The 19,272-nt window shown below is 55.6% G+C and carries 17 protein-coding genes and 1 pseudogene; 13 read left to right on the top strand and 5 right to left on the bottom strand.

Annotation, left to right across the window (positions count from 1 at the left end; translation table 11 throughout):
• Positions 1–78 precede the first annotated feature (78 nt).
• Both ACQG11_RS04395 and ACQG11_RS04390 read left to right on the top strand, forming a co-directional pair.
• On the top strand, positions 79–852 hold the full coding sequence (locus ACQG11_RS04395) for a GntR family transcriptional regulator (protein ID WP_022649243.1): 774 nt from the start codon (positions 79–81) through the stop codon (positions 850–852).
• Positions 849–1,325, top strand: a complete 477-nt coding sequence (locus ACQG11_RS04390) for a GNAT family N-acetyltransferase (RefSeq protein WP_022649242.1) — start codon at positions 849–851, stop codon at positions 1,323–1,325. The genes ACQG11_RS04395 and ACQG11_RS04390 overlap by 4 nt, the downstream gene beginning before the upstream one ends.
• On the opposite strand, the gene galR is transcribed toward ACQG11_RS04390, so the two are convergent.
• A complete protein-coding gene (gene galR, locus ACQG11_RS04385; RefSeq protein ID WP_003862806.1) occupies positions 1,280–2,302 on the bottom strand; it encodes an HTH-type transcriptional regulator GalR in 1,023 nt (340 codons plus the stop codon). The two genes, ACQG11_RS04390 and galR, sit on opposite strands and share 46 nt — an antisense overlap.
• A 617-nt stretch (positions 2,303–2,919) precedes the next feature.
• Between galR and aas the strand changes: the two genes are divergently transcribed.
• Entirely contained in the window at positions 2,920–5,079 is a 2,160-nt protein-coding gene (gene aas / locus ACQG11_RS04380) for a bifunctional acyl-ACP--phospholipid O-acyltransferase/long-chain-fatty-acid--ACP ligase (protein ID WP_063150163.1), read from the top strand.
• Positions 5,072–6,265 (top strand): lysophospholipid transporter LplT, encoded by a 1,194-nt coding sequence (lplT, locus tag ACQG11_RS04375; RefSeq protein ID WP_426728204.1) that lies wholly within the window; start codon positions 5,072–5,074, stop codon positions 6,263–6,265. The genes aas and lplT overlap by 8 nt, the downstream gene beginning before the upstream one ends.
• A 105-nt stretch (positions 6,266–6,370) precedes the next feature.
• On the opposite strand, the gene ACQG11_RS04370 is transcribed toward lplT, so the two are convergent.
• The 4 genes and pseudogenes from ACQG11_RS04370 to ACQG11_RS04355 form a co-directional block, all read right to left on the bottom strand.
• Positions 6,371–7,411: an NADP(H)-dependent aldo-keto reductase gene (locus ACQG11_RS04370; RefSeq protein ID WP_015571754.1), complete on the bottom strand. Its 1,041-nt coding sequence runs from the start codon at positions 7,409–7,411 to the stop codon at positions 6,371–6,373.
• A gap of 132 nt (positions 7,412–7,543) precedes the next feature.
• The gene (locus ACQG11_RS04365) at positions 7,544–7,762 is read right to left on the bottom strand and encodes a YgdI/YgdR family lipoprotein (protein ID WP_003862794.1); all 219 of its coding nucleotides are present in this window, start codon (positions 7,760–7,762) and stop codon (positions 7,544–7,546) included.
• A 128-nt stretch (positions 7,763–7,890) separates the two neighbouring features.
• Positions 7,891–8,583 (bottom strand): DNA mismatch repair endonuclease MutH, encoded by a 693-nt coding sequence (mutH, locus tag ACQG11_RS04360; RefSeq protein WP_022649239.1) that lies wholly within the window; start codon positions 8,581–8,583, stop codon positions 7,891–7,893.
• A gap of 155 nt (positions 8,584–8,738) precedes the next feature.
• A pseudogene (locus tag ACQG11_RS04355) lies at positions 8,739–8,813 on the bottom strand (hypothetical protein); the annotation flags it as partial.
• Between the two features lie 454 nt (positions 8,814–9,267).
• Between ACQG11_RS04355 and rppH the strand changes: the two are divergent.
• The 9 genes from rppH (at position 9,268) to recC (ending at position 19,252) form a co-directional block, all read left to right on the top strand.
• Positions 9,268–9,798, top strand: coding sequence for an RNA pyrophosphohydrolase (rppH, locus tag ACQG11_RS04350; RefSeq protein ID WP_032622373.1), 531 nt, complete (start codon positions 9,268–9,270; stop codon positions 9,796–9,798).
• A gap of 12 nt (positions 9,799–9,810) precedes the next feature.
• A complete protein-coding gene (gene ptsP, locus ACQG11_RS04345; protein ID WP_023306854.1) occupies positions 9,811–12,057 on the top strand; it encodes a phosphoenolpyruvate--protein phosphotransferase in 2,247 nt (748 codons plus the stop codon).
• A 228-nt stretch (positions 12,058–12,285) separates the two neighbouring features.
• Positions 12,286–13,161 carry a prolipoprotein diacylglyceryl transferase gene (gene lgt / locus ACQG11_RS04340; protein ID WP_022649236.1) on the top strand — a complete coding sequence of 292 codons (876 nt, stop codon included), beginning with the start codon at positions 12,286–12,288 and terminating at the stop codon, positions 13,159–13,161.
• A 6-nt stretch (positions 13,162–13,167) separates the two neighbouring features.
• A complete protein-coding gene (thyA, locus tag ACQG11_RS04335; RefSeq protein WP_006811817.1) occupies positions 13,168–13,962 on the top strand; it encodes a thymidylate synthase in 795 nt (264 codons plus the stop codon).
• Between the two features lie 184 nt (positions 13,963–14,146).
• Entirely contained in the window at positions 14,147–14,611 is a 465-nt protein-coding gene (locus ACQG11_RS04330; RefSeq protein ID WP_032626041.1) for a prepilin peptidase-dependent protein, read from the top strand.
• Complete coding sequence (locus ACQG11_RS04325) at positions 14,602–15,162, top strand: prepilin peptidase-dependent protein (RefSeq protein WP_032626039.1); 561 nt, start codon at positions 14,602–14,604, stop codon at positions 15,160–15,162. The genes ACQG11_RS04330 and ACQG11_RS04325 overlap by 10 nt, the downstream gene beginning before the upstream one ends.
• Entirely contained in the window at positions 15,159–15,557 is a 399-nt protein-coding gene (locus ACQG11_RS04320; RefSeq protein ID WP_193543177.1) for a DUF2509 family protein, read from the top strand. The genes ACQG11_RS04325 and ACQG11_RS04320 overlap by 4 nt, the downstream gene beginning before the upstream one ends.
• On the top strand, positions 15,542–15,865 hold the full coding sequence (locus ACQG11_RS04315; RefSeq protein WP_426728203.1) for a prepilin-type N-terminal cleavage/methylation domain-containing protein: 324 nt from the start codon (positions 15,542–15,544) through the stop codon (positions 15,863–15,865). The genes ACQG11_RS04320 and ACQG11_RS04315 overlap by 16 nt, the downstream gene beginning before the upstream one ends.
• A gap of 12 nt (positions 15,866–15,877) precedes the next feature.
• Positions 15,878–19,252: an exodeoxyribonuclease V subunit gamma gene (gene recC, locus ACQG11_RS04310; RefSeq protein ID WP_161177525.1), complete on the top strand. Its 3,375-nt coding sequence runs from the start codon at positions 15,878–15,880 to the stop codon at positions 19,250–19,252.
• Positions 19,253–19,272 lie beyond the last annotated feature (20 nt).

Below are 19,272 nucleotides of genomic sequence, written 5' to 3'. Positions count from 1 at the left end.
GCCTTCTGGTAAAATAGCGCACAAACTGGCCGGGGGGACGTCCGGCCCGCGCATTAACTGAAAAACACAGGTGAAAACGTGGATAAGGCTGTCATCCTGCCGGAAAAAAAACAGTACCAGGAAATTGGCGAGGATTTACGGGCGCAGATTATCCAGGGGCATTATCCCGTGGGATCGCGTCTGCCGCCGGAGCGCAACATCGCCGAGACGTATGGCGTCAGCCGCACTATCGTGCGCGAGGCGCTGCTGATGCTTGAGCTTCAGGGAACGGTGGATATTCGCCAGGGGTCAGGCGTGTACGTGATGCGCATTCCGGAAGAGCATGAAAACGAGGAAGAGCGTTTTCTGAACAGTGACGTTGGGCCGTTTGAAATTCTCCAGGCGCGTCAACTGCTTGAAAGCAACATCGCTGCCTTTGCCGCAAAAATGGCGACACGGGCGGACATCGACAACCTGCGCCGCATTATCGAGCAAGAGCAACGGGCGATTGCCGTCGACGATCGCAGTCAGGACAACAACAAAATGTTCCACCTGGTGCTGGCTGGGGCCACACAAAACCAGATGCTGCTGGCGACGGTTGAGAGCGTCTGGCATCACATGGACAGCAGTCCGCTGTGGCAGCAGTTCAATGGCCATATCGCCAGCCGCGCCTGGCGCCTGAAGTGGCTCGGAGACAGGCAAACCATTCTCGCTGCGCTCCGCCGCCGCGACGTGATGGGGGCGTGGCAGGCGATGTTCCAGCATCTTGAAAACGTCAAAAAGAGCCTGCTTGAGCTGTCAGACGAAGACGCGCCCGATTTTGACGGCTATCTCTTCGAATCGGTCCCTCTTTTCCAGGGGAAGCTGGTGTGAATATACTGCCGCTTCACGCTGCGCCGCAGTTTACACAGCAGGTGATCGACTGGATCTGGAACGCGTTTGGTGAAGGTATGCCGCGTGCCTTTTTCCAGAGCATTGTCGAGCACAGCCTGACGCCAGGCGAGTTACCGCTCACCTTTATTGCCGTTGATGATGACCAGCTGCTGGGCACCGTTGGGTTGTGGCGTTGCGATTTAATTTCCCGACAGGATCTTCATCCCTGGCTGGCTGCGCTGTATGTCGATGAAGCCGCGCGGGGAAACGGGCTGGCGGGAAAACTTCAGCAGCATGTTATCGGCTACGCGCGACGCGCCGGGTATCACGAGCTTCATCTCTGGTCTGCCTGCCGCGACTTCTACGAACGTTACGGCTGGCACTACATCGGTGATGCGCTGGAATACCCGGATAAAACCGTCCATCTCTATCGCTGTTCGCTCACGGCTTCCGCGGGCGATACCACCGAGTGACGGCGCACTAAGGTTGGGCTGAACAGGTGGGTAATTTCCGGTGGCGGGCGATGCTCGGCCAGCGCTAACGCCAGTTCTGCCGCCTGCGTTGCCATGGTCACAATCGGGTAGCGCACGGTGGTCAGGCGAGGGCGCACGTAGCGCGACACCAGCACATCATCAAAGCCAATCAGCGAAATTTCTGCCGGGACGTCGATTCCGTTATCATTCAGCACGCCCATCGCGCCGGCGGCCATGGAGTCGTTATAGCTGGCCACGGCGGTGAAATTCCGCCCGCGGCCCAGCAGCTCGGTCATCGCCTGCTCGCCGCCACTCTCATCCGGTTCTCCGTACGCCACAAGACGATCGTTGCACGGCAGACCGGCTTCGCGCAGCGCGTCGTAATAGCCCTGAAGGCGATCTTCCGCATCGGAAATTGGGTGGTTGGAGCACAGATAACCAATTCGGGTATGGCCCTGCTGGATCAGGTGACGGGTTGCGAGCCATGCGCCGTAACGGTCGTCGAGCGCCACGCAGCGGGTTTCAAATCCGGGAATAATACGGTTGATAATCACCATCCCCGGCATCTGTTTCATCAGATGGATCAGTTCGGCGTCGGGGATCATTTTGGCATGGACCACCAGCGCCGCACAGCGATGACGGATCAACTGCTCAATGGCCTGGCGTTCTTTCTGTTCATTGTGGTAGCCATTACCAATCAGCAGGAAATTACCGGTGTGATAAGAAACTTGTTCTACGGCTTTGACCATCGCACCGAAAAACGGATCGGATACATCCCCGACCACCAGCCCGATGGTTTCTGTCGACTGTTGGGCAAGGGCGCGTGCGTTGGCGTTAGGGTGATAATTCAGGTTTTCCATGGCGTCCTGCACGGCCTGGCGTGATGCATCACTCGCTTTAGGGGAGTTGTTGATCACGCGGGAGACGGTCGCGACGGAAACACCGGCCAGACGAGCCACATCCTTAATTGTCGCCATTCAATACCTTCTTATAGGGGTAAGCGTTTACACACTAACTAGTGTTGCGGAAAAGCGGCGTGCATTCAAGGGGAGCAGGTGAGCGTCCTCTGCAAACGTGAAGCAGAACATCCCTCGCGGTGTAATCGTTACACGGCCAGTCATGTCTGAATAATATCAATCTGAACCTTTAGTTACACTTTGCCTCAGGCTGTTGCGATTGTCCGTTGGCAACGATGCGTTGTGAATTGCTAGAGTCGAGATCCCAGAGGTATTGATAGGTGGAATCAACTTCGGTTGATTAACACGATTTACACCAACCTGCGTTTTACGCAGGTTTTTTTTTGCCTGTAAGTTCAACCTGTAACAGCAAAAGAGATTATTCACACCTGGTTGCACTTCGGCTCATTCCCTTGCGTTTTCCTGCTGGCGAAGCCTGTCGCCGGAGGCCACAATCAAGATCCCAGAGGTATTGATTGGTGAGAATTCCTGGTACGTTTTCGTACTCTTCACTTGCACCAACCTGCGCGGATGCGCAGGTTTTTTTTCGCCTCTGTTTTTGCTATCGCTCCCTCACTACTTCTCGTGTAATCTGCCACCATTTATACCTTTCACACTGGCTGGCAAAGGGAGTTGAAATGCTTTTTGGGTTCTTCCGCACACTGTTTCGTGTCCTGTTTCGCATTCGCGTGACTGGCGATACGCAGGCACTCTATGGCGAGCGTGTTCTTATCACACCGAATCACGTCTCTTTTCTTGATGGCGTATTGCTGGCGCTTTTTTTGCCCGTGCGGCCCGTCTTTGCGGTGTACAGCTCCATCAGTGAAAAATGGTACATGCGCTGGCTCAGGCCGCTGATTGATTTTGTCCCGCTCGACCCTACCAAACCGATGATGATTAAACATCTGGTGCGTCTGATTGGGCAGGGGCGTCCGGTGGTTATCTTCCCGGAAGGGCGGATTTCAGTGACGGGCTCCCTGATGAAAATTTACGACGGCGCCGGTTTTGTCGCGGCGAAGTCTCAGGCCACCGTCGTGCCGCTACGCATCGACGGGGCTGAGCTGACCTTTTTCAGCCGTCTGAAAGGGCTGGTGAAGCAGCGTCTGTTCCCGAAAATTACGCTGCATATATTACCGCCGACGTCACTGCCGATGCCCGAGGCGCCGCGCGCGCGTGACCGCCGTAAAATCGCCGGGGAAATGCTGCACCAGATTATGATGGAAGCGCGCATGGCCGTACGCCCGCGCGAAACGCTGTATGAATCGTTGCTGTCGGCGCAGTATCGCTACGGTGCGAAGAAAAACTGCATCGAAGACATCAACTTTACGCCGGATACCTACCGTAAGCTGTTGACCAAAACGCTGTTTGTCGGGCGTATCCTGGAAAAGTACAGCAAACAGGGCGAAAAGATCGGCCTGATGCTGCCAAACGCGGGTATCAGCGCGGCGGTGATCTTTGGTGCCGTCTCCCGGGGCCGCATTCCGGCGATGATGAACTACACGGCGGGCGTGAAAGGGCTCTCCAGCGCGATTACCGCAGCACAAATCAACACCATCTTTACCTCCCGCCAGTTCCTGGATAAAGGCAAGCTGTGGCACCTGCCGGAACAGCTGACGCAGGTGCGCTGGGTGTTCCTGGAAGATCTGAAAGCAGACGTCACGACCGCCGACAAGCTGTGGATTTTCGCGCACCTGCTGATGCCGCGTCTGGCGCAGGTTAAGCAGCAGCCGGAGGATGATGCCATTATCCTCTTTACCTCCGGCTCTGAAGGCAACCCGAAAGGTGTGGTTCATAGCCACAAAAGCATTCTGGCAAACGTCGAACAGATTAAAACCATCGCTGACTTTACCGCCAACGATCGCTTTATGTCGGCGCTGCCGCTGTTCCACTCATTTGGTTTGACCGTGGGTCTCTTTACGCCGCTGCTGACCGGTGCCGAGGTGTTCCTCTACCCAAGCCCGCTGCACTACCGCATTGTGCCGGAGCTGGTTTATGACCGTAACTGCACGGTGCTGTTTGGGACGTCCACCTTCCTCGGAAATTACGCGCGCTTCGCCAACCCGTATGATTTCTTCCGCGTGCGCTACGTGGTGGCGGGGGCGGAAAAACTCCAGGACAGTACGCGCCAGATCTGGCAGGACAAGTTTGGCCTGCGGATTCTGGAAGGCTATGGCGTGACGGAGTGCGCGCCGGTGGTCTCCATCAACGTTCCGATGGCGGCAAAACCGGGAACGGTTGGCCGTATTCTGCCGGGGCTGGACGCGCGTCTGCTGGCGGTGCCGGGTATTGAAGACGGCGGACGTCTTCAGCTGAAAGGGCCGAACGTCATGAACGGCTATCTGCGTGTGGAAAACCCGGGCGTGCTTGAGGCGCCGACGGCCGAGAACGTCAATGGCGAGGTTGAAACGGGCTGGTACGACACGGGCGATATCGTGCGCTTCGACAATCAGGGCTTCGTGCAGATCCAGGGACGTGCAAAACGCTTCGCCAAGATCGCCGGGGAAATGGTCTCTCTTGAAATGGTCGAGACGCTGGCGACCGCAGTCTCGGCGGAGAAAATGCATGCGACCGTGGTGAAAAGTGATGCCAGTAAAGGCGAGGCGCTGGTGCTCTTTACTACTGACGGTGAACTGAAGCGTGATGCGCTTCTCAGGTATGCGCGCGAACATGGTATCCCCGAGCTGGCGGTCCCCCGCGATATTCGTTACCTCAAACAGTTACCGGTGCTGGGCAGCGGTAAACCCGATTTTGTGACCCTGAAGGGCATGGTTGAAGAGGCGGAACAGCATAATGCGTGAGTCAGTACACACTAACACTTCAATCTGGTCGAAAGGCATGATGGCGGTTATCGCCGCCCAGTTTCTTTCCGCGTTCGGCGATAACGCGTTGCTGTTTGCTACGCTGGCGTTGCTGAAAGCTGAGTTTTATCCCGACTGGAGCCAGCCGATCCTACAGATGGTGTTTGTGGGTGCTTACATTGTATTTGCGCCGTTTGTTGGCCAGGTGGCGGACAGCTTCCCCAAAGGTCGGGTCATGATGTTTGCAAACAGTCTTAAGCTTCTGGGCGCGGCAAGCATCTGCTTTGGTATCAACCCGTTTGTTGGCTACACGCTGGTAGGCATTGGCGCGGCAGCTTACTCCCCGGCGAAGTACGGCATTCTGGGTGAGCTCACCACCGGCGATAAGCTGGTGAAGGCCAACGGCCTGATGGAGTCCTCCACCATTGCGGCTATTCTCCTGGGTTCGGTGGCGGGAGGTGTACTGGCAGACTGGCATGTACTCGCCGCGCTTGGCATCTGCGCCCTGATGTACGGTGGCGCGGTGATCGCCAACCTGTTTATCCCCAAACTGGCCGTGGCGCGTCCGGGACAATCCTGGCGCTTCGGGCCAATGACCGGCAGCTTCTTTAACGCCTGCCGCGTACTGTGGCGTAACGGTGAAACACGCTTCTCGCTGATGGGCACCAGCATGTTCTGGGGGGCCGGCGTTACGCTGCGTTTCCTGCTGGTGCTGTGGGTGCCGGTGGCGCTGGGTATAACAGACAACGCCACGCCGACCTACCTGAATGCCATGGTCGCCGTCGGGATTGTGGTCGGGGCCGGGGCTGCGGCCAAACTGGTAACGCTTGAAACCGTTGCGCGCTGCATGCCTGCAGGGATCCTGATCGGCGTCGGCGTTCTGTTCTTCTCCCTGCAACATGCCATATTGCCAGCCTATGCCCTGTTGTTACTGATCGGCGTATTAGGCGGTTTCTTTGTGGTGCCGCTCAACGCGCTTTTGCAGGAGCGCGGCAAGCAGACCGTCGGGGCTGGCAACGCCATTGCGGTGCAAAACCTTGGCGAAAACATGGCGATGCTGCTGATGCTGGGGATTTACTCGCTGGCGGTAAAAGCAGGTACGCCGGTTGTGGCAATCGGGGTGGGGTTTGGCGCACTGTTTGCGCTGGCGATTACCGGGCTGTGGGTCTGGCAGCGTCGGCGGTGATATCTTTGCCGGGTGGCGGCTCCGCCTGACCCGGCCTACGTTTCGTGATGTTGGCGGATTTTGTAGGCCCGGTAAGGCAACGCCGCCACCGGGCAAATCGTCAACTTAAGGTGCCGGGTAAGTATAAACCTGATGCACCGCTTCAATCTCCGCTAAGACCTCTTCACTCAGGTTCAGGTGGAAACTCTCAATATTGGTTTTTAACTGATCCATTGTCGTTGCGCCGAGCAGGGTACTTGCCACAAACGGCTGACGACGCACGAAGGCCAGCGCCATCTGCGCCGGATCGAGTCCGTGACGCTTCGCGATATCCACATAGGCCGCCACGGCTTTTTGTGTCTGCTCGCCGCTATAGCGGGTGAAGCGGCTGAAAAGCGTGTTACGCGCGCCAGCCGGTTTCGCGCCGTTCAGGTATTTGCCCGTCAGGGTTCCGAAGCCCAGGCAAGAGTAGGCGAGCAGCTCCACCTCTTCGTACTGCGTCACTTCCGCGAGACCCACTTCATAACTGCGGTTCAGCAGGCTGTACGGGTTCTGGATGGTCACGATCCGCGGCAGGTCGTGTTTATCGGCCAGATGCAGATAGCGCATTACGCCAAACGCCGTCTCGTTGGAAACGCCGATGTAGCGGATCTTACCCGCGCGCTGGCATTCCGTAAGCGCCTCCAGTGTTTCCAGCAGGGTGACGGCCGGAGCACTCTCGTTCCAGGTGTAGCCAAGCTTACCGAAGCAGTTCGTCGGACGCTGCGGCCAGTGCACCTGATAAAGATCGAGATAGTCGGTTTGCAGGCGCTTGAGGCTGGCATCCAGCGCAGCACGGATATTCTTGCGATCGAGGATCTGGTTAGGGCGGATCCCGGCATCGTTATTACGGGAAGGGCCGCTAACCTTAGAAGCGATGACCAGCTTTTCGCGATTGCCGCGTTTCGCCAGCCAGTTGCCGACATACGTTTCGGTAAGACCTTGAGTTTCCGGGCGGGGAGGAACTGGGTACATCTCCGCCACGTCAATCAGGTTAATGCCCTGGCTGACGGCGTAATCGAGTTGTGCATGGGCATCGGCTTCGCTGTTTTGTTCACCAAATGTCATGGTGCCTAACCCCAGCTGGCTGATCTCCAGAGCGCTATGGGGGATACGGTGATAATGCATAGCCGGTTTCCTTTTTTAGACATACAGACCGCGTCAGGAACCTCCCGACAAAGGAATATAAACATGGCAGAGGGAAGGCAAAAGGGGAAGGAAAAAATCAAAAAGGCCAGCAAGCTACTGACCTTTATCTGTTTAACGCTCGATGATCTGGGAGACTTCGTCGCGATTAATTTGCATTTGATTGCCTTCGCGATCGCGGTAACTCACCAGACCGGTATCGTCGTCGACTTCGGGTTTGCCATCGGTCAGGATCATACGACCATCTTTCGTTGACATGACATAGTCGCTGCTACAACCCGATACCGCAAACGCTAAACCGACTGCTGAGATAATTACTGCCCATTTTTTCATCGTTCTCATCCTCACCTGGCTCGTATCAAATCATAGTGTAGTAATAACCTGATATTACGACAGGTGAAAGGGGGGAAATCTTAAAAAGGAGGAGATTATGTTAGCCGGAGCGCAAAATTGGTAAAAAACTATGTTTTCAACAGGAAGTGTCGTGCCAGCAGTGCACCGGTGAAATTCTTTTTAAGATAGAAGCCGCGCGGCAGCGTCAGGATCGGTTCGCCCTGTGCACCTACCGCTTCAGTGAGCGCTTTGCTGTTGGCGGCTTTGGGACGGAGTTGCAGCACTTCGCCATGCCGGGCGGTGATCTGCTCAACCTGTCCCAGCACAATCATGTCCATCAGCTCTTCCCAGTCCTGGGAAAGCTGTCTTTCTTCTTCTTCATCCGGGCTCCAGAGCAGCGGGGCGCCAACGCGACGCTCTGCCAGCGGGATCTGCCTGTCACCCTCAACGGGTACCCACAACACCCGCTTCAGCTTATGCCTGACGTGGCTGGTTTCCCATGTCACTCCGCTATTACCCGTTAGCGGCGCAACGCAGACAAAGGTAGTTTCCAGCGGCCGCCCCAGGCTATCAATGGGGATCGTCTTCAGTTCCACCCCCAGCGCCGCAAAATCTTGCTCGGGTTTACTGCCCGCGCTTGCGCCCAGCCAACGTTCAAGCAACACGCCGATCCAGCCTTTATCGCGCTTCAGATCGTTGGGTATCGTCAACCCCGCCATCACGGCCAGCTCGCCCAGTGCATAGCCTGCCAGACGTTGTGCCTGCTGGAGCAACTGGGCTTCACTGACGGGAGGAGAGAGCAGTGGGGCGAGAGAATGCATGCTGACAACCTTTTGGTTAAAAAATGAACTGATATTTTATCCCTTGTGGATAGAGTTTACTTTTTTCTGAGTATATATTCCATGTGGATGATTTATATTATTTTTTTTAGGAATGCATCCCGTCGCGGCATGGCTAAAAAACAGGTTGTGCAATTCTGGTCACTGACAATAAACAGGATCTTACACCATGTTATCCACAGAAAAATGGGATAACTGGGAATAACCGCCACTACTGTTTCAATTTACAGCCTTGACGTGCGATGAAAATCGAATTTTCACACAAATTGTGCCTAACTTATTGGCACAATCTGTGGATAAAACCGACGCTGTTCGATCTTTCATCACCAGGAAGATCTTTGATGTGACGATCGTCACGTTAATCGCCTTTGATACCCTAAATTTACGTTTAACTAGATGAATTTAAATAATTTATTTTAAGTGATGAAAATTGCCGATTCGCCGGGCCACAAGGTTGTTCATCGGTAATTCCATACTTCTTCACAACTATATCCACAGAAAAGGTGAATAAAAATGGTCTCAGTCGCCCTCATCTGTTTATAACTCCTCACAAAATTGTGAGTTATTCAAATGTTATTAGGTTGCAGGCCTGTAAGAGAGTGGTTTACCGCCTCCCTGTAGTGTGAAACAATCATTCATATATCAGATTTAGTTTGGGGTAGTCCGGTGATTGATGACGATGGCTACCGCCCAAACGTAGGAATAGTAATTTGTAATCGTCAGGGCCAGGTGATGTGGGCCCGACGATATGGTCAGCACTCCTGGCAGTTCCCGCAAGGCGGGATCAATCCTGGAGAGTCCCCAGAACAAGCGATGTACCGGGAGCTGTTTGAAGAGGTTGGTTTAAGCCGAAAAGATGTTCGCATCCTGGCTTCGACCCGCAACTGGTTGCGTTACAAGTTACCGAAACGTTTGGTGCGTTGGGACACAAAGCCGGTTTGTATCGGCCAGAAACAGAAGTGGTTTCTTTTGCAGTTGGTGGGCAACGATTCAGATATCAATATGCAAACCAGCAGCACGCCAGAGTTTGATGGCTGGCGCTGGGTAAGCTACTGGTATCCGGTTCGTCAGGTCGTGTCATTCAAGCGCGATGTATACCGTAGGGTGATGAAAGAGTTCGCAAGTGTCGTGATGCAGCTTCAGGAGACGACTCCGAAGCCACAGAGCGCACCTGCCTGGCGACGTAAAAGAGGTTAAGCTACGCAAATCATGCTCACCCGCTTGCGAGAAATAGTTGAAAAGGTCGCCAGTGCGCCTCGCCTCAACGAGGCGCTGAATATTCTGGTGACGGACATCTGTCTTGCGATGGAAACCGAGGTCTGTTCGGTCTACCTGGCCGACCATGACCGACGTTGCTACTACCTTATGGCAACCCGCGGATTAAAAAAACCACGGGGACGTACCGTCACGCTCGCGTTTGATGAAGGTATTGTTGGCCTGGTCGGGCGACTGGCGGAGCCAATCAACCTTGCCGATGCGCAAAAACACCCCAGCTTCAAATATATCCCTTCCGTCAAAGAAGAGCGTTTCCGCGCGTTTCTTGGCGTACCGATTATTCAGCGCCGCCAGCTGCTTGGCGTGCTTGTTGTTCAGCAGCGCGAGCTGCGCCAGTACGATGAAAGCGAGGAGTCCTTCCTCGTCACGCTGGCAACGCAGATGGCGGCGATCCTCTCTCAGTCCCAACTGACAGCTCTTTTTGGTCAGTATCGTCATACGCGTATTCGCGCGCTTCCGGCCTCGCCGGGGGTCGCTATAGCCGAAGGCTGGATGGATGCCACGCTCCCGCTGATGGAGCAGGTCTACGAAGCCTCTACGCTGGATGAGGCGCTTGAGCGCGAACGGCTCACCGCTGCGCTGGAAGAGGCGGCGAATGAGTTTCGTCGCTACAGCAAACGCTTTGCCGCTGGCGCGCAAAAAGAGACGGCGGCCATTTTCGATCTCTACTCACACCTGCTTTCCGATGCGCGTTTGCGTCGTGAGTTATTTGCCGAGGTCGATAAGGGGTCGGTGGCAGAGTGGGCGGTTAAAAAGGTCATTGAAAAATTTGCCGAGCAGTTTGCGGTACTGACTGACGGCTATCTGAAAGAGCGCGCCGGCGATTTACGCGCGCTTGGGCAACGTCTGCTGTTCCACCTCGATGATACTATTCAGGGGGCGAATGCCTGGCCGAACCGGTTTGTGCTGGTGGCCGATGAACTCTCGGCGACGACGCTGGCGGAATTACCGCAGGACAGGCTGGCGGGCGTGGTGGTGCGCGATGGCGCAGCTAACTCCCATGCCGCCATTATGGTGCGTGCGCTCGGTATTCCGACCGTGATGGGGGCGGATATTCAGCCCTCCGTACTACATCGCCGCACGCTGGTGGTGGACGGATATCGCGGTGAGTTGCTGGTGGATCCTGAGCCGGTTCTTCTTCAGGAGTACCAGCGTCTTATCAGCGAAGAGAATGAATTAAGCAAGCTGGCGGAAGATGACGTCAACCTGCCCGCGCAGCTCAAGAGCGGTGAGCGGGTGAAGGTGATGCTCAACGCGGGGTTAAGCCCCGAGCATGAAGAGAAGCTCGGCAGCCGCATCGATGGCATTGGTCTCTACCGCACCGAAATACCGTTCATGCTACAAAGCGGCTTCCCGTCAGAAGAGGAGCAGGTTGCGCAGTATCAGGGCATGTTGCAGATGTTTAACGACAAACCCGTCACGTTGCGCACCCTCGACGTCGGCGCGGATAAGCAACTGCCCTATATGCCTATCAGTGAAGAGAATCCCTGCCTCGGCTGGCGTGGGATCCGCATTACCCTCGATCAGCCGGAAATTTTCCTTATCCAGGTTCGTGCGATGCTGCGTGCCAACGCGGCCACGGGGAATCTCAGCATTTTGCTGCCGATGGTCACCAGTATTGACGAGATCGACGAAGCGCGGCGGTTGATTGAACGTGCAGGGCGCGAAGTGGAAGAGATGATCGGCTACGCGATCCCTAAACCCCGTATTGGCGTGATGCTGGAAGTGCCTTCGATGGTCTTTATGTTGCCGCAGCTGGCGACCCGCGTTGATTTTATCTCCGTTGGCACCAACGACTTAACGCAATACATTCTGGCGGTCGATCGCAACAATACCCGCGTGGCCAGTATCTACGACAGCCTGCATCCGGCGATGCTTCGTGCCCTGGCGATGATCGCCCGCGAAGCCGAGCAGCATAATATCGACCTGCGCCTGTGCGGTGAAATGGCCGGCGATCCGATGTGCGTGGCGATCCTGATTGGCCTCGGTTTCCGTCACCTGTCAATGAACGGACGTTCCGTTGCGCGTGTGAAATACCTGTTACGTCACATCGAACAAGATGAGGCGCATGAGCTGGCCGCGCGTAGCCTGGAAGCACAGCTGGCAGCCGAAGTGCGCCATCAGGTGGCGGCGTTTATGGAGCGACGCGGCATGGGCGGTTTGATCCGCGGCGGCCGCTGATCCCCACAAAATAATGACTGCTCGGACGTCCCCCTCTCCCTTGAGGAAGAGGAATGGGGTGAGGGGGAACAGCGCACATAAAACCCTATACACATCTTTTACATCTCAGGCGCATCCTCCGCGCCTGCCTTATGCTATGATTCGCAACTTTGGAGCACCTGCCAACGGCGGGAATGCAATTCAGCCGCTGTCCACTTTCAGCGGAATAACAACATCTTGTGGTGACAGATGAACAGTGGTTATCTGCATTTTCCGGAATTCGATCCGGTTATTTTCTCAATAGGACCTGTAGCGCTTCACTGGTACGGACTGATGTACCTGGTGGGCTTCGTCTTTGCCATGTGGCTTGCTGGTCGTCGCGCCAGTCGTCCGGGCAGCGGCTGGACGAAGAACGAAGTGGAAAACCTGCTTTATGCTGGCTTTCTTGGCGTATTCCTGGGCGGGCGCATCGGCTATGTCCTGTTCTACAACTTCCCGGTATTCCTGAACGACCCGCTCTATCTGTTCCGCGTCTGGGACGGCGGCATGTCCTTCCACGGCGGACTGATTGGTGTGATCCTCGTGATGGTGATCTTCGCCAAACGCACCAAACGTAACTTCTTCCAGGTGGCTGATTTTATTGCGCCATTAATCCCGTTTGGGCTGGGTGCAGGGCGTCTGGGCAACTTCATCAACGGTGAACTCTGGGGGCGTGTCGATCCGAGCGTGCCGTTTACCATGCTGTTCCCGGGCTCCCGCGCAGAGGATATCGCGCTGCTGCCTTCGCATCCTGAGTGGCAGTCCATTTTCGATACCTACGGCGTTCTGCCGCGTCATATGTCTCAGCTTTATGAGCTGGCGCTGGAAGGTGTGGTGCTGTTTATCATCCTGAATCTGTATATCCGCAAACCGCGCCCAATGGGGGCAGTATCTGGTCTGTTCCTGATTGGCTACGGCGCGTTTCGTATCATCGTCGAGTTCTTCCGCCAGCCGGATGCACAGTTTACCGGCGAGTGGGTACAGTACATCAGCATGGGGCAGATCCTCTCCATTCCGATGATTGTCGCGGGTGCCATTATGATGATTTGGGCGTATCGTCGTCGTCCACAGCAACAACTTTCCTGAGGAATCATGAAACAGTATCTTGAATTGATGAAAAAAGTGCTCGACGAGGGCACGCCGAAAAACGACCGCACCGGCACCGGTACGCTCTCCATTTTTGGCCACCAGATGCGCTTCAATCTGCAAGAAGGCTTCCCTCTGGTGACGACGAAGCGCTGCCATCTGCGCTCGATCATTCATGAACTGCTCTGGTTCCTGCAAGGCGATACCAACGTTGCTTATCTGCATGAAAACAATGTCTCCATCTGGGACGAGTGGGCAGATGAGAACGGCGACCTGGGGCCGGTTTACGGCAAGCAATGGCGCGCGTGGCCTACCCCGGACGGCCGCCATATCGACCAGATCACGACCGTCATGAACCAGCTGAAAAATGACCCGGACTCGCGCCGTATCATTGTTTCTGCCTGGAACGTGGGTGAACTGGATAAAATGGCGCTGGCGCCTTGCCACGCGTTTTTCCAGTTCTACGTGGCGGACGGCAAACTCTCCTGCCAGCTGTATCAACGCTCCTGCGACGTGTTCCTCGGCCTGCCGTTTAACATCGCCAGCTACGCGCTGTTAGTGCACATGATGGCGCAGCAGTGCGATCTTGAAGTGGGCGATTTTGTCTGGACGGGCGGTGATACCCACCTCTACAGCAATCATATGGAACAGACGCATCTCCAGCTGACGCGCGAACCGCGTGCATTGCCGAAGCTTGTGATCAAACGCAAACCGGACTCGATCTTCGATTACCGTTTTGATGACTTCGAGATTGAAGGCTACGACCCGCATCCTGGCATCAAAGCCCCTGTCGCCATCTGATACGGCGAATCCTGACATAACCGGTGCTCTTTAGCGCCGGTTTTTTTTCGCGCTCGTTTTGTTCTTCGAGCCTGTTTCCAGAGACGATGTAACGCGTTGCAACGGGTGAAAATCTCCGGAAAGCGGCTCGTAATGTTCTGGTTTAACGCTCGCGCCTTTTCTGCCATTCCGCCACACTTCCGCCATGAAAAACGAACATGGCTTTACGCTTATCGAAACCCTTTTCGCCATCTCGCTGGTTGTGATCCTCAGCGCGACGGGTCTTTATGGCTGGGACAGCTGGCAACAGCGGCAGCGGCTCTGGCAGACAGCCTGTCAGGTGCGGGATTACCTGGCGTTCTTACGAAACGACGCAAATCGTCACAACAGCGAGCACAGGATCGCGCTTCACGCTGACGGGAATCAGGCCTGCCTTGTCAGCGCTGTGGTCCCGGGCTGCGACAGCGGCGACCCGTTCGTGATGAAACCGTTATGGCCGGAGGTCACGCTGAGCGACGTAACGCCTGCGCTGGGATTTTACGGCTTAAGGGATACCGCATGGGCCGGACATATTCGCGTGCAGAGCCGCGCCGGTGCGTGGTGGGTTATTGTCTCAAATGGCGGACGTATCAGGCTGTGTAATGCCGCAGGAGAAAGTCTATGCCAGTAAAACAAAAAGGGTTTTCCCTGCTGGAGGTCCTGATTGCGATGACGATAAGCAGTATTCTGTTACTCAGCACGTCACGTTTTTTACCGGGGCTACAGCGGGGTGTTTTACTGCAATCCGGGCAACGGGAGCTGGAAGATGAGGTGTGGCAACGCCTGCTTGCGATGGGTAAACAGCTCCAGCGAGCAGGATACTGTGCAGGGCATTGTCAGGGGCAAGGGTTAATTATCGGCAGGCAAGGGCGATGTGCAATTGTGCAATGGGATGCAAACAGCAACGGCCAGTGGGATAGCACCGCGTCAGAAAATGACAGCACGGGATTCCGGCTTGAGTCCGGAACGCTCGAAACGCTGCGGGGCGCGACATCCTGTGAAGGTAAGGGATGGGATAAGCTCACTGACCCGGATCGGGTCCTGATAGAGCAGTTTATGGTCACTAAAACCGATCGTGCTGGCTTTGCGCCGGTCATCAGTATCGAGCTGCGTGCCCGCCGCAAAGGTGAACTGACTGCACCCTTTTCGGCTCGCCACACCGTAACGGGGTTTAATCTGTGAATCGTCAGCGGGGCATGTCATCGCTGGCCCTGGTCCTGCTATTGCTGGTGCTCGGCACGCTGATCCTCACCGGATTAAACCAGCAGTTGCAAACCTTTAGTACGTTGGTGAATGGCGAGAGTTTGTCTATTCGCCAGCAGGCTGCCTTGCAATCTGCACTGGAGTGGGGACGCGTTCAGGACTGGGCTTTACAGCCAGAGGTTCAGTGCAAGCAGACACAAGGTCTGCGGGTCTGTGTAAGGCTGTTTGAGGAGCGTGTTTTGCTTATTGCCGGAAATGACGATCTGTTGCTATGGCGAGGCGGGGATATCGCGGAAGGACAAATACGCTTTTCTGCCCACGGCTGGAGCGACTTCTGCCCCCTTAAGGAAAGTGCGCTATGTCAGTTACCCTGAGCAGACAAAAAGGATTTAGCATGGTTGAGGTTTTGCTGGCAATGATGTTGCTGGTTGTGGTTGTGACGGCGTTATCCGGATATCATCGCGCGCTGGCTGCCCGGTATGCGGCGCTTAGCCAGTATCGCCAGCTATGGCATCATGCGTGGTATCAGTCGCAGATCTCAACATTAACGCTCCCGCCGGGCTGGCAGGTCAGTCGGGGGCAGACAACACAGTCCGGATGTGTCAGCATCACGGTCACACTTATTTCTCCTCTGGGGCGGCAGGGCGCGTTGACGCGTCTGCATTGCCCGGTTAGCCGCTAGTCGGGAGCGTTTATGCTAAGGGTTTACCACTCAAATCGTCTGGATGTGCTGGAAGCACTGATGGAGTATATCGTTGAGCAAGAGCGTCTTGACGATCCGTTTGAGCCAGAAATGGTGCTGGTGCAGAGCACCGGTATGGCGCAGTGGCTACAAATGTCCCTTTCGCAGAAGTTTGGCATTGCGGCGAATATCGATTTTCCGCTGCCCGCGAGCTTTATCTGGGAGATGTTTGTACGCGTCCTGCCGGATATTCCTGAGCAGAGTGCCTTCAACAAACAAAGCATGGCCTGGAAACTGATGACGCTGCTGCCGGACATGCTGGCGCATGATGAGTTCGCCATGCTGCGCCACTATCTGAATGACGACACCGACAAGCGCAAACTTTTTCAGCTGGCCTCACGCACTGCTGACCTCTATGACCAGTATCTGGTTTACCGCGCAGAATGGCTGATTCGCTGGGAAGCGGGAGAATTAGTCGATGGGTTACCGGAAGCGCAAATCTGGCAGGCGCCGCTCTGGAAAGCGCTGGTCGAGCATACCGGGCAGCTCGGTCAGCCTAAATGGCACCGTGCTAACTTGTACGATCGCTTTATCTCAACACTTGAGAACACCGCAGAACGGCCAGCCCGTTTGCCGTCACGCGTGTTCATTTGCGGTATCTCCGCGCTGCCGCCTGTCTACCTGAACGCGCTAAAAGCGCTCGGTAAGCACATTGATATCCATATCCTCTTTACCAACCCATGTCGGCACTATTGGGGAGATATTCAGGATCCGCGCTGGCTTTCACGGCTGGTCACCCGCCAGCGTAAACGCCTCTTTGAGGAACGCGCCGTGCCGCTGTTTAAAGACAGTGAAAACGCGGCGCAGCTTTTCGATGAAGAGGGGATTCAGAACCTGCCGAACCCGCTACTTGCCTCGTGGGGCAAGCTGGGGCGCGACTATATTTATCTGCTTTCAGATATCACCTCCTCGGGAGAGGGGGACGTGGACGCGTTTGCGGATATTACGCCGGACAGCCTGCTGCACAATATTCAGCTTGATATTCTGGATTTAGAAAACCGTGCCGTGGCCGGGATCACTGCCGAGGAGTTTGCGCGAAGCGATAAGAAGCGAAAACTGGATCCTGACGATCGCAGTATCGCGATCCACGTTTGCCACAGCCCACAGCGTGAAGTTGAAATTCTTCATGACCGCCTGTTGGCCATGTTGCAGGACGACCCAACCCTGACACCCCGCGATATCGTGGTGATGGTGGCGGATATCGACAGCTACAGCCCGTTTATTCAGGCTGTATTTGGCAGCGCAACGGGCGACCGCTATCTTCCCTACGCGATCTCTGACCGCCGTGCTCGTCAGTCACACCCGGCGCTACAGGCCTTTATCAGCCTGCTTTCGCTGCCTGATAGCCGGTTTATCTCTGAGGATGTGCTGGCATTACTGGATGTGCCTGTTCTGGCCGCACGCTTCAGCATTAACGAAGAGGGCTTGCGCTACCTGCGCCAGTGGGTCAACGAATCCGGCGTCCGCTGGGGAATCGACGATGATAACGTCCAGGAGTTTGAGCTGCCCGCGACTGGCCAGCATACCTGGCAGTTTGGCCTGACGCGTATGCTGCTGGGGTATGCGATGGAGAGCATCCACGGCGAATGGAATGACGTGCTGCCGTACGATGAGTCCAGTGGGTTAATTGCGGAACTGGTTGGTCACTTAGCCTCGCTGCTGATGCAGCTCAACCGCTGGCGCCGTGCATTGATGCAGCCCCGTCCACTCGAAGAGTGGCTGCCGATTTGCCGCGAAATGCTAAATGACTTCTTCCTGCCGGACAGCGAAACGGAAGCCGCCATGGCGCTTATCGAGAAGCAGTGGCAGGCCATCGTTGATGAGGGGGTTAATTCGCACTATCACGAGGCGGTTCCCCTTTCGCTTCTGCGTGATGAGCTGACGCAACGTCTCGATCAGGAGCGCATCAGCCAGCGCTTCCTTGCTGGGCCGGTGAATATCTGCACCCTGATGCCGATGCGTTCAATCCCGTTCAAAGTAGTCTGTCTGCTTGGCATGAACGACGGTATTTATCCACGTGCGCTGCCACCCCTGGGCTTTGATCTCATGAGCGCACAGCCGAAGCGGGGCGACCGCAGCCGCCGCGATGATGACCGTTATCTCTTCCTTGAGGCGCTGATGTCTGCGCAAAGCAGGCTTTATATCAGCTATATCGGCCGTTCAATTCAGGACAACAGCGAGCGTTTCCCGTCCGTGCTGGTGCAGGAGCTGGTGGACTACATCGGGCAGAGTCACTATCTGCCGGGCGATGAGGCCTGTAACTGCGACGAAAGCGAACGTCGGGTGAAAGCGCATATTACCTGTCACCATAGCCGTATGCCGTTTGATCCTGTCAATTACGTTCCTGATGAACTGCAAAGCTACGCCCGCGAGTGGCTTCCCGCTGCGAAGAACGCGGGCACACCGCAAACCGATTTCATTCAGGCGCTCGAACCGCGCGCCATAGACACCCTTACGTTTGAGCAGCTGCAGCGCTTTTGGGCCCATCCGGTTCGGGCTTTTTTCCAGCAACGCTTGCAGGTGAACTTCCGCTCGGAAGAGAGCGAAATCCCTGATGCGGAACCGTTTATTCTTGATGGACTGGAGCGTTTTAAGCTTAATTCCCAGCTTTTGAATGCGCTGGTTGACGAAGAAGACGCCAGTAAACTGTTCCGACGTTACAGGGCGTCGGGATTACTGCCGTATGGTGCGTTCGGCGAAATCGTCTGGGATGCCCAGTGTGAGGAGATGCAAGCGCTTGCTGACCGGGTTATCGCGTGTCGGCAACCGGCGAGCAGCATTGAAATTGATCTCGATTGTAACGGTATGCACCTCAGCGGCTGGCTCACGCACGTGCAGTCTGACGGGCTGCTACGCTGGCGCCCATCTATGATCAGCGTTTCACATGGCCTGCAACTCTGGCTCGAACATCTTGTCTACAGTGCGAGTGGTCACGAAGGCGAAAGCCGGTTGTTTGTACGTAAGGACGGCGAGTGGCGCTTCCCGCCGATGGAGCCTGAGCAGGCGTTGACGTTTCTGTCGCTTTATATAGAAGGTTATCGTCAGGGCATGAACAAGCCTCTGCTTTTGCTGCCTGAAAGTGGGGGGGCATGGATAAAAGCCTGTTACGACGCGCAGAATGATGCCATGTTAACGGATGAGGCTTCGCTCCAGAAAGCGCGCAGCAAGTTTTTGCAGGCCTACGAAGGGAACATGATGGTACGTGGCGAGGGCGACGATGTCTGGTATCAACGTTTATGGCGAACGCTGGAGCCAGAATATTTCGACATTATCACGGAAGAGGCGCAACGCTACCTGTTACCGTTGTTCAAATTTAAGCAGTCCTGAGTGCTGTATAAAAATTGCAC

Origin of the sequence: Enterobacter cloacae complex sp. 372C4 (assembly GCF_050030615.1) — a bacterium.
GTDB classification, from domain to species: domain Bacteria; phylum Pseudomonadota; class Gammaproteobacteria; order Enterobacterales; family Enterobacteriaceae; genus Enterobacter; species Enterobacter intestinihominis.
The sequence above is the reverse complement of the archived record's forward strand: the minus strand, read 5'-3'. Positions and strand labels throughout refer to the sequence as shown.